Annotated in this window: 12 protein-coding genes; 5 read left to right on the top strand and 7 right to left on the bottom strand. The window is 32.0% G+C overall.

The annotated features are described in order from the left end of the window. Positions 1-53: 53 nt before the first annotated feature. A complete protein-coding gene (locus QO200_RS07865; protein ID WP_371538486.1) occupies positions 54-977 on the bottom strand; it encodes a FecR family protein in 924 nt (307 codons plus the stop codon). 78 nt (positions 978-1,055) lie between these two features. Continuing rightward, positions 1,056-1,586 (bottom strand): sigma-70 family RNA polymerase sigma factor, encoded by a 531-nt coding sequence (locus QO200_RS07860; protein WP_371538484.1) that lies wholly within the window; start codon positions 1,584-1,586, stop codon positions 1,056-1,058. A gap of 239 nt (positions 1,587-1,825) precedes the next feature. On the opposite strand from QO200_RS07860, the gene QO200_RS07855 reads away from it, so the two are divergent. Continuing rightward, positions 1,826-2,890 carry a phosphatidylinositol-specific phospholipase C1-like protein gene (locus tag QO200_RS07855; RefSeq protein ID WP_371538482.1) on the top strand — a complete coding sequence of 355 codons (1,065 nt, stop codon included), beginning with the start codon at positions 1,826-1,828 and terminating at the stop codon, positions 2,888-2,890. Between the two features lie 63 nt (positions 2,891-2,953). Here QO200_RS07855 and QO200_RS07850 read toward each other — a convergent pair whose 3' ends face one another. Beyond that, entirely contained in the window at positions 2,954-4,918 is a 1,965-nt protein-coding gene (locus tag QO200_RS07850) for a metallophosphoesterase (protein WP_371538481.1), read from the bottom strand. 446 nt (positions 4,919-5,364) lie between these two features. On the opposite strand from QO200_RS07850, the gene QO200_RS07845 reads away from it, so the two are divergent. Beyond that, entirely contained in the window at positions 5,365-5,907 is a 543-nt protein-coding gene (locus QO200_RS07845; protein ID WP_371538479.1) for a hypothetical protein, read from the top strand. Positions 5,908-6,028: 121 nt separating this feature from the next. Here QO200_RS07845 and QO200_RS07840 read toward each other — a convergent pair whose 3' ends face one another. Together QO200_RS07840 and QO200_RS07835 are read right to left on the bottom strand one after the other, a co-directional pair. Further along, the gene (locus tag QO200_RS07840) at positions 6,029-6,547 is read right to left on the bottom strand and encodes a peroxiredoxin-like family protein (protein WP_371538478.1); all 519 of its coding nucleotides are present in this window, start codon (positions 6,545-6,547) and stop codon (positions 6,029-6,031) included. 1,214 nt (positions 6,548-7,761) lie between these two features. Continuing rightward, on the bottom strand, positions 7,762-7,914 hold the full coding sequence (locus QO200_RS07835; RefSeq protein WP_371538477.1) for a hypothetical protein: 153 nt from the start codon (positions 7,912-7,914) through the stop codon (positions 7,762-7,764). Between the two features lie 603 nt (positions 7,915-8,517). Here QO200_RS07835 and QO200_RS07830 point away from each other — a divergent pair. The 3 genes from QO200_RS07830 to QO200_RS07820 all read left to right on the top strand — a co-directional run bounded on the left by QO200_RS07830 (position 8,518) and on the right by QO200_RS07820 (position 12,006). Continuing rightward, positions 8,518-8,841 (top strand): helix-turn-helix domain-containing protein, encoded by a 324-nt coding sequence (locus tag QO200_RS07830; protein ID WP_371538475.1) that lies wholly within the window; start codon positions 8,518-8,520, stop codon positions 8,839-8,841. Positions 8,842-9,340: 499 nt separating this feature from the next. Further along, positions 9,341-9,517, top strand: a complete 177-nt coding sequence (locus QO200_RS07825) for a histone H1 (protein ID WP_264619783.1) — start codon at positions 9,341-9,343, stop codon at positions 9,515-9,517. A gap of 686 nt (positions 9,518-10,203) precedes the next feature. Continuing rightward, positions 10,204-12,006, top strand: coding sequence for a glycoside hydrolase family 15 protein (locus tag QO200_RS07820; protein WP_371538474.1), 1,803 nt, complete (start codon positions 10,204-10,206; stop codon positions 12,004-12,006). A gap of 271 nt (positions 12,007-12,277) precedes the next feature. On the opposite strand, the gene QO200_RS07815 is transcribed toward QO200_RS07820, so the two are convergent. Beyond that, positions 12,278-13,354, bottom strand: a complete 1,077-nt coding sequence (locus QO200_RS07815; protein WP_371538473.1) for a DNA topoisomerase IB — start codon at positions 13,352-13,354, stop codon at positions 12,278-12,280. Between the two features lie 220 nt (positions 13,355-13,574). Continuing rightward, positions 13,575-15,785, bottom strand: a complete 2,211-nt coding sequence (locus QO200_RS07810; protein ID WP_371538472.1) for a bifunctional alpha,alpha-trehalose-phosphate synthase (UDP-forming)/trehalose-phosphatase — start codon at positions 15,783-15,785, stop codon at positions 13,575-13,577. Positions 15,786-15,819: the final 34 nt, after the last annotated feature.

The raw sequence follows: 15,819 nt of genomic DNA, 5'->3' as shown, positions 1-15,819 counted from the left end.
GTTGATTTCGATACTTAATTATTAATCGCAGTTGTTCGTAGCAACTGCTTTTTTTATTCCACTTTTACTGTTTCGCCATAAACACTGAATTTTAAATTTGTTATATAATTGATTTGTCGTAATACGCTATCTAGGCTTGCATCTTTAGCAATAAAAACGGTCAAAGGAGCGTCGCCGTTAACTCCCTTCATATACTGAAAAGTAACTCCGTATTTGTATTCGATTAATTCAATAACCTTACGCAAACTCATTTGGTTTATAGTTAAATCTTCAGCGTACCAATTAGTAGCAAAAATCGCATCCATTGTCTTTTTGCTTAAAGCATTTTTAGAAAATATTGCTTCTTCATTTGGAGTTAATTGAACGGATTGATTTTTTGTACTCACCTCTACCTTACCTGTTCTTACCATTACAATACATTTTGTTTTGGCTAATTGAATATGAAAAGAAGTCCCAATGACTTTTGTTTTGATTGCTCCCGAGGAGATAATAAATGGATGCCCACTATCTTTTGCTACTTCAAAAAAGGCATTTCCTTTTATTAAAGCTACGTTTCGTTCTGAGGCTGTAAAATTTTCAGGATATTGCAAAGTCGAATGCGCAGATAAATGAATAATTGATCCGTCGCTAAGTTGAATTGATTTAGAGCTGTTTGATGTCGTAAACAGTTTTTGTTCTTCAGAAATTGTGGTTGTACTTTTATATAAACCTATTCCTAAGAGTACCACAATACTTGCTGCGGCCGCATACATTGCGTACGATTTCCAACTACTTTTACGTTCCGTTTTATGTAAAATGTTTTCATAAATAGTTTGTCTTACTATTTTACTGCTACCCATTTTATCTTCATTCCAAAATGCTGCTTTATATTCTGCTTTAGCAAAAGAATCTAAAACATCTTCCTCAGCCGGAGTGGTCTTTTTATTCAGACTCTTATTTGTAAAATATTCTAAACTGTGTTTCAATTTTCTCATCATAATAGGTAGTGTTACCTATAAGTACTGAAAACTTAAAATCGTACTATCCAAGAATATTATCAAACCATTAAGGGAAGGTTATCTTAAAAATTTATACGATACTACTAGCAATGACGCCATCCAAGACACATCTTTTAATTCAAAACGAAGTTGTTTTAAAGCAGAAGAAATTTGGTTTTTCACTGTTTGTTTAGACAAACACAACTCTATTGCAATTTGATCAATGGTCATGTCTTGCATTTTGTGCATGAGCAAAATTTCTTTTCTTTTTTCTGGAAGATTTTCAATCATGGCGTAAATTTTCTCCATCACCTCTGGATCAATTGTACTGCAATTATCAACGATGTAATCTTCAAATTTGTCTTCAATAATGGTTTTATCAAATCGGTTATTTTGATAATATTTAAAGACTTGATTTTTAGCCGCTCTATATAAGTACGATTCTATTGCAGTAATTTCGAGTTTGTTTCGCCTCTCCCATAAATCAATAAAAACGTCTTGAACTATGTTTTGAGCGACATCCATGTCCTGAGTCATATTAAAAGAAAAAGCAGTAAGTTTTTCCCAGTATAACAAATAGGTTTTCTCAAAATTTTCAGGATTATTCATAAAAATAAATGGCTGTTTTTGTTTATACAAATGAATGAAATGTTTGGTCAACCACTTTTGCCTGAGTGTTAACAATAAATTAAGAAATGGTTTCTATACCTCTATTGTAACTTTCATAGTTGGTAATAATCTCTTGTCCTTTTCTTTTTCTTGATTTAACACAGTTCATTCTCATAATAGGTATCTTCGGCATCCACTTATTACTGTCCGCCGTACCACTACTAAAATTCATTTTTATTATGAAAAAAGCAGCGCTAATTTTATTAAGCACTTGTTCACTTGGTGCCACACTACACGCTCAAAAGAGCAATTTAAAAATCAACCAATTACAAGTAATAGGATCGCACAACAGTTATAGGCAAGCTCTCGAAAGTGACCTTTATAATTTGGTTGGTAAAAGAGATACGACTAACTCCTATCAAGGTTTGCAATACGAACACATCGCTATAACAGACCAATTAAATAAGGGTTTACGAAATTTAGAAATTGATGTCTATTCAGATACCATAGGAGGAAAATATGCGCATCCCAAAGGTTTAGAAATAGTAAATTCTAAAATAGCTTATGATCCTCTAGGAGTCATGAATAAACCAGGATTCAAAGTATTGCACATGCCTGACATCGATTTTAGAACCTCTTGTTTAACATTAGAACTGTGTTTACAAGAATTAAAAAAATGGTCCAATGACAATCCAAATCACACTCCTGTTTTTATCACTTTAGAACCAAAAGATGGTGGTCCTAATTTTTTTAACAACATGCCTGAAGAATTTACCACCGCTTTATTTGATCAATTAGATCACGTAATTATAAATACTTTAGGTCCTGATAAAGTCATCACGCCTGATAATGTACGTGGTTCGTACCAAACATTAGAAGAAGCTGTTTTACACCACAATTGGCCATCATTAAAAAATGCACAAGGAAAATTCTTGTTTATCATGGATAACAACGGAGCCAAAAAAACAATGTACGCAGAACACCATCCCTCTCTTAAAAGTGCTGTACTCTTTATCAATGCGGAACCAGGAACGCCAGAAGCAGCTACCTTATTTAGAAACGATCCTAAAGATGCGACTATAAAAGATTTGGTCGAAAAAGGATACTTGATACGAACCCGCGCTGATGCAGATACAAAAGAAGCACGCACTAATGATTACAGTCGATTTGAAGAAGCTAAGAAATCTGGAGCGCAAATAATTACGACAGATTACTATATGCCAAGTCTACTTTTTGATTCTACTTACAAGGTAAATTTTGACGATGGTACTTATGTTCGTAAAAATCCAGTCAACGGGAAGTAAAAATTTATAAAAAAGAGAGACAAGCTATCAACAGATAATTGTCTCTCTTTTTTATTTGTATTCCTACTTATTCAAATCATCGATAGCACCCGATTTTAAATTAACTGAAAAATGATCTGCTGGCGCTCCATTCATAAATTTATTAAAAATCTTGAAAAACAAATACAGTTGACGGCGCTGCTCATTAGTACTGTTTTCGTTTTTAGAAGTTAAAAACAAATCTATTATTAGGTTATATTGTTTCACTTTTTCTAAACCAATATCACCTATCGCTAATTTATCGGCATTGCGTAGTCGGTAAAAATCTATAAATAAGTCAGTACCGTTCCACTTTTTAAAATCTTCAATATTTAAATTTTGAGATTGTAAAAGGGCTGCAATTTTCTCTTCTGTCTTCTGCCACTGTGCAGTTTCTGATTTTTTATTTGCAATAATTTCTTGTAAATCCTTACTGGATTTTATTTGCGAAAGCATAACTAAATCAGCTCCATTTGTATTCGAAAGAAAATCGGCAAACGGTTTGGGCCAGTCTGCCATAAAGCGTAACCGAACCAATTCTTTTAAATGGAAATCGGTAAATTCATGGTAATTTTTTGTTTTTAATATATCGTGATTCCACACTGTTTTTGATCCTGTACTTTTTAGAAATTGGTATTCTTTTTCATATAAATCAAAAAGCTCGTTAAAGCGAGGCACTTCATCTATTGTCACCGTTTCCACAGTAGCAATACTATCAGACGAAATAGTCAACAGTTTGTAAGCAGGGATGTAAGCTGCAAGCGAAGGCGTTTGTACATTTACCAATTGATTTCCGTTGGCACTGACCCTCACTCCGGTATCATTGATATGCATGTGTCCTCCAAAATGTATTTTCAAACCTGCATCGGCAAACTGTTCTGCAACCGCCTCATCAGGTACGCGATTGAGTTGCCATTTATTTTTACCTAATAATTCCTTTAGATCATTTGTAGCATCATCATTAAAATCAATCATCGGAAAATGACTAAACGCAATTAGTGTCTTCCCTTGTTTTTTTGCTTGTGCCGATACTGATTTGATCCAATTTAGTAAATGTGCTTTGTGAGACAAAACATTATTATAGCCCGTGCTCGCTTCTCCATAACTTGCAGATGAAGTTGTATTTTTACCATCATCAGACTTCGGAATATACACATTACCATCAATTGCCAATAACCACAAACCCTCTACAGGTTCAACTAAATAACTTACATCAGGTACTGTGTAGCCTTTTGTTATTTCGTATTGCCGATTGTTTAACGACGCCGCAATTTCTGCGTTCGAAAAATCATAATTTTCAGTATTATAATTCGAAAATGATGTCGCCCAAAATTTGTCTTTTTTGTTAGGATAAAAACCAAAGGCCTTTAATTCATTGATAATACCCTCATAACCCAATTTCATTACATCTGATGAAATAACAAGTGGGTCTTCCTTTTCTTGATTTAATTTGTGTAAATCCGGTTGGCTATAGATTGCTTGGCTTTTTCCATTATGTCCCATAAAGTCACTTTTACCAGACTCTTGTGCAAAGGGACCTGAGGGATCATGGTTCCCAGTGGTTATAAAAAATGATATTCCGTGCTCGTCTTGGTATTGTTTTAGAATTTTTGCTAATCCTCTTATATGTAGTGGCTGTCCATCATCAGTATAATCACCAGGTAAAGCCACCAATTTGATGTTTCTTGAAGCAATATCATCTAAAGCAGCTATGAATGCAAAATAATTTTCATTGTAAATACGTGTCGATTGCAACTGAGATTCCATCGTGCGGATCAGGACATTCTTCTTATTTTTAGGATTTAGAACACCCTTAAAATTAGAATCAGAAAGTGAACCGTAAATATCTTGTAAATGAATATCAGCTAAGAAAGCAATTTGGATATTGACTTTTGTGTTTGCATGCTGTGCTACTATTTGATGCGAATTGATAAAGACGAATACTAGAAAAACAGAATAGCCAGGCCTCTCTAGCTTTTTAAGTAGTGGTATTAAAAATGTATTGTACATGAGTTTGTAGTTGTAAAACTTAGCTTGTTTATAAATTGTTTCCTAAGCAAACACAATAGTAGCAGTTTAATCTGATTTACATTTTAAATAAAGGTTAGCATATTATCAACGCTGATTTTATTTTCAAATTCAGAGGTGAATACTAGCCGCTGCTAAACTACCTACCTATGCTGTAACTAATTTGGCAAAATAGAAAAGTTGTATCCAAAAATTCATTCTGAAAATTAGAATAATTGAGAGATTGTTAATCCTAAAAGTCACTCATAATTACACTACTCTTTAATGATTTTTTATTTTTATTCGAAAAATATAACTGCCATAACAATTTGGAAACTAAGCAGTAATATTAAAATTATATAATATTTTTCAAAAATTTCATAGTCTGATTATTGTGATGATTTAGCAATTTTACATCTACGAATAAACAAACAATTAAAACAAAAATTATGGAAAGTAGAGACAATCACAATTTAGACAAACGTCCTATGATGACAGGAATGTTTGCAGATAGAAGAAGCACTGAAAATGCCTATAATGCGCTACACGATCGCGGCTATACACGTGAAGAAATCAATTTACTAATGTCAGATGAAACGCGTAAGAAACATTATTCAGATTCAGATGACCACTCCGAATTAGGAACAAAAGCAGCTAAAACTGCTGCAACTGGATCAGCCATTGGTGGAACTATCGGTGCCATTGTTGGGGTAATCGCAGCAATAGGAACAAGTGTTGTTATTCCAGGATTAGGATTAATAATTGCAGGGCCTATTACCGCAGGATTAGCTGGTGCTGGAGCTGGTGGAATAACAGGTGTTTTGATTGGCGCACTTGTAGGTTCAGGAATTCCTGAAGAGCGTACAAAAATATACGAATCTGGAATAAATGAAGGTCACGTAGTTTTAGGAGTACATCCTAGAACAGATGAAGATGCTGATTATTTAGAGAAAAATTGGAAAACAAATAGTGGTAGAGATATTTATAGATAGTATTAAAACCGCTTAATTAATACCCTTCTTAATTATTAATATGGGCATTTTTTTATATGAATGTCCCATCTTGAAATAGCGATACACAAAAACTATCTATATTTTCAAGATTGAAAGTTATTTACAACATTTCTCCTCTTGCTGGATATCCTGATTCTGTAATGAAATCTACCGCTTTTACAAATGACGGTAAATAAGGCCTTCCCCAAGGATTACTATTGATTGCGGCATAATAAATCTCCGCATTTTTATCGATTAAGAACAATCCTGGTTCGCTAAAAACATCTGGCTCTCCTTCTTTAATCCCTTTACTGATGTATAATCCCCAGTTTTTTGCTATTTCTAAATCAAGATTGTAACCAACACGCAGGTCTTTTAATCCCCAGTCTTTTCTTGATAAACGTGCGCGCTTTTCATCATCCATACTTACAGCAACTACTTTTACGCCTTTTTTATTAAAATCTTCTAATAAATCTTCTAATTCTACTAAATATTTTTTACATAATGGGCAATGTAGGCCTCTGTAAAAAACCAAAAGCGTAAAATTTTCTGGTTGTTGCTCTTCTAAATTCCAAGTACTTCCATCTAATAAAGGAAAACTAAGTTTTGGTGCTTTATGTTTGGGTGTGGGTCTATTCATATTGTTTTATTTTAAAATTAATAATTATAGGTTTTAAATTAAATAGTGAAATAGCGTAAAGTCAAAATACTTCAATGACCAATTTAAAACTTAGATTATAAAATCATTGTCTTATAAAAATAAAGAGAATTTTATAAGAGACAATGGCAGGCATCTCTTTTAACAAATTCTTTAACGTTGCATTATAGTTGAATTAAGTTATTAATTCCGCATCACAATTTAGTTACTAACAGCTTCTGATTTAAATGGAAATGTTAAAAAATATGATTTAGTTTTTAATCGTAATTTGAAAGTTATAATAAGCAATTTACATATATCACTGTGAACTCTGTTTCTGTTACACATAAAAATCATAGTGGAGATCCATGTAAAGCGACAACAAATTTACCTGTATCCACTATCTTAACTTTTAATAATAATTACAACTGTTTTTATTTAAAAATGGTGTAGACTATTGGGTTAAGGATTACTTATTTCTCTTTAATTTTATTTTGTCTAAGCATTCTTTTACCATAAAAACTTTCCACGTATTCTTAAGTAAATAGCGATCAAAACAGTACTGTTTTATTAATTTTAAAAAATTAGAAAATTTAAAAATCAATGCTTATAAGTTTATTTTAGATCTATCTAGAAAAGTTAAAATAGGAACAAGGTGTTCGACTGTGCTCCCATCCACTCCACTGGATGGGATAATTGAAGAATCATCCTTTTTTATAATAATTCAACAACCCTATTTCTTGCATTAGCAAGTGATCGCGAGACCGTAATGGAATCAAGTTAAGTATATCAAGATCATCTTGATATTATAAACTGCAATCGAGTATAAATTTGCTACCTTCTTTTTAAATAACATTTGCGTAATTGAATAGCCCCTTTAGATTTCTAAAAGTGCTTAAATATTTAAAGATTATCTTTACTACTGCGTTAAAGTATACCCTCACAAGATTGAATAATATTCTTGGTAAGAATCAAAAATAATTTCATTAAACTACTACAATTTTATTCTAAATTTAGCTATATTTGACTTTAACTAAACATGAATTATTTTCGTTCATTAAAATCAAGGCAATCATCTTATAACAAGATGATTAGCCCATTAAAAGAATTGATTCAGTTCTTATGGCAACATCGTGGCACATTAGGTTATAAATTTATAGAAATGCAGCATAAGTAAGGGTTCAGCCGATTAGGTTCGAATCCTACTCTGCCTTCCCTTAAAGTTTTTTATTGAAAATTTCCTTAAATTCTTTTTCAAAACTTCTACGTATTATAAATACAAATTTTCCAAAGCCATCTTGAAGTGCATCATACATTGAAAAATCAATAGTGGTATCGCCTTCTGGTGTAAACGCATCTACTTGTTTCAAGCCCCCGAAGCTAATCCCATACCCGCGGCAAAATCACAAGAGATGGTTTTTCTTTATACATAACATTTAAAATTTTATAAAGACTTTTTTTTTGATTTAACATTATTATTTATTCTACAATTAGCAATTTATTTACAACTACAAATTAAGAGCAAAAAATAGGATCAGGTAGGTGCTATTTCCGTAAAAAAAGGTAGGTGTATTGATAAAAAACAGCTGTGATAAAATAAGGAATGGAATCCATAAAATTTTATAAATATCTGAATTACAATATTAAATAAAACTAAATCATCTCTTTAAATCAGAATTGGGTGATCAATATCACTGAAAATTGCAGCATAAATAATATAGATATTTAATCCTAAATATTTACAGGGTAAACGCTCAAATCCTCTACAAAAAAAATCTACATTTATTCGTACAGCAGCGCTACTAAATTGGATGGGGCTAAACAACATTTTCCAAAATGAATAATTATTTTCTATTGCCTTACAATCAGTAATAGTTAGAAATTAAAAGCCAAACTCCCCCTTTAAAGGACATGTATTATCTCCAGTGTTCGTATTAAATACTTTTACATGAAGATTTAAATAACAGATCGCCATGAAGCCATTTACTTTTGACCAAATACCTGTAATGATGAACAAGATTCATGATAAATTGGAGTATTTAGAAAAACTTATTGTAAGAATTTCTAATGTAGAAGAAAATAAGGAAGAACTTCTAAACATTCAAGAGGCATCAAAACTTTTAAATCTATCGGTATCCACAATCTATAGTAAAGTATGTAAAAAGGAAATCCCAGTTAATAAACAAGGTAAACGCATTTATTTTTACAGACATGAGTTAATGAAATGGATTAAGTCTGGTCGAGTAAAAACTTATTTCGAAATCCAAAATGATATTGAAAAGAGGTCAAAAATCTAAAGTTAATACTAGATTTTTGACCTCTTTTATTTTTTCCCCTAATCTCTAAGTATTCTCATCATACAAGACTTAGCTTTTTTATATTAGTGATATAATCAAAATTTATAACTATTTTTGCACAAACAACTCCCATGAGTTATGTTATCTTGACAAGGATACTTTGTTTTGTTTTGCGATAGTTTGCTTTAAATTGTACCATAATTGTACCACAGAAGTTTAAAACTCCATTAAAGTAAGGAAAGTTATTTTCTGCATCGGGAAGTAATAGTACTGACCAATATTCAGCCGCAGTTTACAGTTAAAAATGTTCTAAAGAACTTTAATAAAAATCAACAACTTTTTTATTTATGACAAAATCAGCTAATTTTAAGCAGGTCGAATAGTCCTTTTTAGTACTAAATGAGCAATAAACTTTAATATTGAATTATTTTTAACATAATATTACTAGGCTATCTTTCGCAAAATTCTATTTTTGTGACTTTAATTTAATAAAAAACACATGAAAGAATTAGTAGCAAAAATTAACGCTGAGTTTGAAGCATTTACTGCAGAAACAGAATCTCTAATTGATAAAGGAGTAAAAGCAGCTGGAGCAAGAGCACGTAAGTCAACTTTAGAAATGGAAAAAATGCTAAAGGAATTTAGAAAACTTTCTATCGAAGAGTCTAAAAAATAATTTCCTTTTATCACAAAAGTCCTTAGTTAATCTGAGGACTTTTGTTTTTTACGTTGTTAGCTGAAGCTACTTTGCTTCAAACAAATCAAAAATCAATTTTGTAATAAGTATTTATATTTTATTTTTATATTCATACTTTCAAAACAACTTTCGCTATTTATTGTTTATATCCAAAAGCATCTAATATGAATTCAATTGCTGCTTTTATTAAAAAAAGATAAAACATACTGCTTTTACTCAAGATGAATTAGCAGTAATTAAAGTTGGAACATAAATCGTTATTCGAAAACAAAATAAAGACGATTTAAACATGAATTAAGTCCTTCATGTTCAAAAAATTTTAGTCTCAATAGTAGCAAAGCTTATTATCTCGGATTTAAAAAATCTTACTAGAAAAAATTTTAGTTCTCAATAGTTCATCTACTAAACATTTCAGTCAATTATACCCAGATAATTTACGTCTAACCAATTTGATACAATTGTTTTTTTATAAAACGTTCATTAGCCCCAAAATTTAGTAGTGAAAATCGTAAAAAGAACATCCAAATTATAGGATTAATCTATTTAGTTAATCAATATTTTCATCAATTGGTAATTATCTTTTTAAGTAAGGAGTCGTTAGGCCAACTAAGATTCTTTTATTAATTTTAAAGAATTAAGAAACACCAACGAAAAAAGAATACTTTATGAAAAACTTAAATTATGGCATAATAGGTAATTGTCGAAGTGCTGCACTAATTTCGGATACTGGAGCTATCGAGTGGTGTTGCTTACCTGAATTCGATTCCTCTTCTGTATTTGCTAAAATTTTAGATACTGAAATAGGCGGAAGTTTTGAAATTCATTGCAGTGATGACTATTCTATTTCCCAAAAATATCTTGAAAATACTAGTATACTCGTAACTACTTTTGATAATGGTACTGATGCATTTGAAATCAATGATTTTATGCCGCGTTACCGAAAAGAGAAAGAAGGATATGTGATCCCTCCTGAAATTATTCGTTACTTTAAAAAAATAAGCGGTTCACCAAAATTTACTATAGAATATAACCCAAAGTTAGAATATGCCTTAGGACAAACGTTAAACTATGTGAAAGATGACCATATTATAAGCTTAAGTGACTCTACTAAATTTGATTCACTGTTTTTATATAGCAGCTTTGACCTCACGGCTATTAAAGAAGGTAAAAGCATCCAACTTGATGAAGATGGATATGTATTATTGGCCTACAATGAAAAAATATTAATGCCAACCACTGCAAAAATTAATTTGGAGTTTCAAAGAACGAAAACTTATTGGTTAGGATGGGTTGATAAAACAACTGAATATAAAAAATTTAACAAGCAAATTATAAGAAGTGCTATCACATTAAAATTGCTTAGTTATGAAAAAACAGGGGCAGTTCTTGCTGCTGCCACAACTTCTCTACCAGAAACTATAGGTGAAGTTAGAAACTGGGATTATCGCTTCTGCTGGATTCGTGATGCTTCAATGGTCGTAAAGGTAGTTTCAGAATTGGGTCATAAAAAAATGGCTAAAAATTACCTGCAGTTTATTGTTGATTTAATTCCAGATAAGGATGAGAAACTCCAAATCATGTATGGTATCAACAAAGAGAAAAAACTGACCGAAAAGACGCTCGATCATTTAAGTGGTTATATGGGAAGTAAGCCGGTTCGAATAGGGAATGCCGCTTACTCACAACGTCAAAATGATATTTACGGAATTTTGATGGATGTCATTCACCAGCAACTAAGCACTTTTAGCAACGACACAGAAAATGGTGAAGAACTATGGAATATAACCAAAGGGATTGTGTGGGTAGTCGCAAAACACTGGCAGGAACCTGACAAAGGGATCTGGGAATTTAGAACCGAAGAAAGACATTTTACTTTTTCTAAAATATTATGTTGGACCGCCATTGACAGAGCAATTAAAGTAGCAAAAATTTTAGGTAAAAAATCTAACGCGGCAAAATGGGAACCATTAGCTGAAGCCATAAGAAAGGATATCTTGGATAACGCTTGGAACGAATCGGTTCAAGCTTTTACTCAATCGTACGGTTCACCTGACCTAGATGCATCGGTGCTTTTGATGGAAAACTATGGTTTTATTGATGCCAAAGATGCTAAATATGTCGCAACCGTAAACGCAATAGGACGTGACCTGAGCAACGACGGTCTTCTATACCGTTATAAAAATAAAGACGATTTTGGACTCCCGTCCTCTTCCTTTACAATTTGCACATTTTGGTATATCAATAGTCTGTACAAAATTGGAGAAACTAAAAAAGCTGAAAAAATGTTTAAGAAGTTACTCTCTTATAGCAATCATTTAGGTTTGTTTAGTGAGGATATTGATTTTGAAACCAAGCGTTTGTTAGGGAATTTTCCGCAAGCTTATTCACATCTAGCACTTATTGAAACTGCTATTAATCTTTCTAAAATTACTGATGATGAAGAAGTTTTAGAAGCAATAAAAAACTAATTCTAGTCGTTTCAAAAACGCTAATTTGAGTAAAATAGTAAACCGCAATTTATTTCTAATTGCGGTTTTTTTAATGCTGTAAAAACATCAATTTTAGAATTTATTGAGTTATAATCAGGCTTCATTCCTACTATTTCCATAATTGTAATCGTTAAAACACAAGTTTTTTTATTCCTTTTGTTCTAATAGAAATGATACAACAATTACTTTTATCTTTTAATTGTATTGCAAATTAAATAAGCACTTAAAAACGTTCACAAATGATTATTTGTTAAACTAATACTTCAGCAATTTTCTCCGTTGATAAAAGCTTGCTTAGTGCTTTTTCTTCGACATTTAATTTTCCCTTTGACATGCTTTTACGAGGTTGGTATTTCCAAATGGCTCCACTTTCAAAGGATGCAATAACTGTGGGATGCACATAATACTTTTTACAAACAGTTCGCGTATTGCCTAGTTTTTCTAAAACTGAATCTAAAACAACTACAATTTTTTTCTTACAATCAGTTGCTGATAATGGTTTCTGTTGTTGTAAAAAGCTGCTTAAAACATTTAAACTCCCTGACCAGCATCTAAAATCTTTAGCCGTAAAATCTAATGAAGTACATTCTTTCAGATAACTATTAATATCTCCAGAGCCTACAGTATGATGGTTGCCATTATCATTATGATATTGAAAAAGTTCTTGTCCAGGAATATCACGACATCTTTTTACCAAGCGCATTAATCGCTTGTCTTTTAAAGTAATGTTGTGCTTCACCCCTTTTTTTCCTTTGAACTCAAAAGAGATTAGTCCTTTACTAATTTTTGCATGTTTATCGAGTAATGTAGTAAGCCCAAAAGAACCGTATAACTTTTTATATGCTTCGTTTCCTATTCTAATATTGGTTACTTCAATCAATCTAATAACTAGAGCAATCACCTTTTCATAAGGCATTCCTTTTTTATTCAAATCTTTTTCTACTTGTACTCTAATTTTTGGTAATGCCTTCGCAAATTGGCGTAAGCGATAAAATTTAGATTGATTTCGTATTCTATTCCAATTAGCGTGATAACGGTATTGTTTACTTCCTTTAGTATCAATTCCAGTTGCTTGCAAATGTGAATTCTCACAAGGCGAAATCCATACTTTTTCCCAAGCTGGAGGAAGTACTAATGTTTTGAATCGGGTTAACAATTCTCCATCATGAATTGGGACATCATTTTCATCTTTATAAAAAAATCCTTTCCCCTTTTTAAAACGGTAAAACCCTCTTGACGAATTTATAAAATAACGTAAACCGACTAATTTAGCCGTCTGTTGCGGATTATTATCAATTTTTGATAATTTAGTTTCTAGTCTGTGCACAATCAGTCACTTTAAACAATTAAAGTAAATTTAGCATGATTGTTTGTATAAATCCTTATCGTATTTCGTTTAGGAATTATAGTTTTATAATAAATAGTTCCCCTTTTTAAAGGCTATTAAAATCTAAGAAAGCGTTTTTAAAACCATCAATTAAATGTGATTTTAAAAACGCTTCTTATTATTTAAACAATCTAAATGCAGAATTAACTGCTGTTATAAATTATAATGAGGTTATATTATCTAAAAGACCAAGAACTTCTGTATTGTCTTTAATGAAATAGTTGGCTACTGTTTTTACATTTCCAACTTTTACCGTGTAAGCACTTTCAGGAAGTTCTTCAAACATAAACTCATCTGTCCAGTCATCTCCTATAGCAAATATAAAATCATACTTTGTATTCGAAATAAGACTCGTAGCAGCGCGACCCTTATTGATATTGCTGTTTTTTACTTCCAGCACTTTATTTCCATCAAGAACAGAAAGACTATTATTGAATAACAAACTTTTTAAAACATGTTTCAATTCCATCGTTCTCAAAGCCGCCATTTCAGCATCTGCTTTTCGATAATGCCAAGCCAACGAATATTCTTTCTCCTCTATTAACGCTCCTGGGGTGCTATCTGTAAAAGCTTCCAGTACTGGTCTAATATTTTCTTTCCATTGTGATTTTAAATGATCTAAAGCGACCCAATCCTCTCCTATTTTTCGTAACCATGCCCCATGATCTGTAACCAAAGTGTAGCTTTTACTACCAAACCAACCTTCGAGTGTTTTACGATCTCGCCCACTAATTATGGCTACTTCAGTATTTTCGTCACGATTAATTTTGTCTAATAAGTCATATAACTCTTGACTTGGGCTAGCGTCGATTGGATTATTTTTAAAACCTACCAAGGTACCATCGTAATCCAGTAAAAGTAATTTTTTAGTAGCCGTTTTATAATGTAGCCCAATTTCTTCAATTTTATTTGGCGTAAGCTTTTTTGCAACTTGTATTGGAACAGCTTCCTTTGCCACTTTAAGCGCTTTTAAGAATTCTCCTGCCCATCGTTCTACATCGTATCTAGAAATTCTTTTTTGTAGCGCTTCTAATCTCGTTTTTTGTTCCTCTGCTGGCATCTCTAATGCTTCTTTAAGACAATCCGCTATTTGATCAAAATTATTCGGGTTTACAATCAATGCCTCATGCATTTCCTTGGCTGCACCAGCCATTTCACTCAATATCAAGACTCCATTTTCTTTTGTTCGACTAGCCACATATTCTTTCGCAACTAAATTCATTCCGTCCCTAACTGGCGTTACCATTGCCACATCTGAAGAAACATACAAATCGATTAACTCGTCAAAAGGCAATGATCTGTAGAAGTACCAGATAGGAGTCCAACTAATAGTAGATAGATCACCATTAATCCTTCCTACAAGTTCATCTGTTTCTCTTTTTAATAGTTGGTATTGGGCAACATTTTCTCTCGAAGGTACTGCTAACATTACCAATCGTACTTTTCCTTTATATTCCGGATATTTATTTAAAAAATATTCAAAAGATTTTATTCTATTAGGGATTCCCTTCGTATAATCCATTCTGTCAATAGACAAAATCAACTTACTTTCATCATTCGATCTGTTATGAAAATCGATGCTTTTCATTAATTCCGACTTAGAATCTTCGGGATATTTATCATGTTCCAATGCAGCATTATGATAGCGATTATAATCAATTCCCATGGGAAAAGAATCTACTTTTATGATTCGGTTACCATATGAAATCTCATTAAAGTTTATTTCAACATCTTTTATACGACCTACTGAACTTAGAAAATGTCGGGCGTAATCATAAGTATGAAAACCAATTAAATCAGCACCAAGCATTCCTTGAAGCAATTCATTTCGCCACGGACAAGTTCTAAAAAGCTCATAAGATGGATATGGAATGTGTAAAAAGAATCCAATAGTCAATGTAGGATTCTTTTCCCTAAGCATTTCAGGAAGCAGCAATAATTGATAATCGTGAACCCAAACCGTGTCACCATCATTAACGCTTTCTAAAACAACATCGGCAAATTTTTGATTAACTTCAACATACGATTCCCAGTGATTTAATTCAAATTCAGTATACGCTTGAAAATAATGAAATAACGGCCATAAGGCAGTATTACTAAAACCATAATAATAATTATCAATATCACTATTAGTAAGCGGGACTTGTACACATTTTTCTTTGGCCAAAGCAGCATCAACTTCCGCTTTTTGCAAATCGCTCATATCTTCGTTAGCCAAACCTGACCAACCTATCCATATCCCGTTGCCCTCTCTATGAACAGATTTCATTCCAGTAGCTAAACCACCCGAACTTGATTTTACAACTAACTTGTCTTCATCATATTTTAAATCTACTGGTAATCTATTAGAAACTATTATCGTTTTATTCATTATATTTTTTATAAAAAATTATTATCTTTAAATC

The sequence above is a fragment of the Flavobacterium sp. Arc3 genome, from assembly GCF_041431375.1.
Classification (GTDB): Bacteria; Bacteroidota; Bacteroidia; order Flavobacteriales; family Flavobacteriaceae; genus Flavobacterium.
The sequence above is the reverse complement of the archived record's forward strand: the minus strand, read 5'-3'. Positions and strand labels throughout refer to the sequence as shown.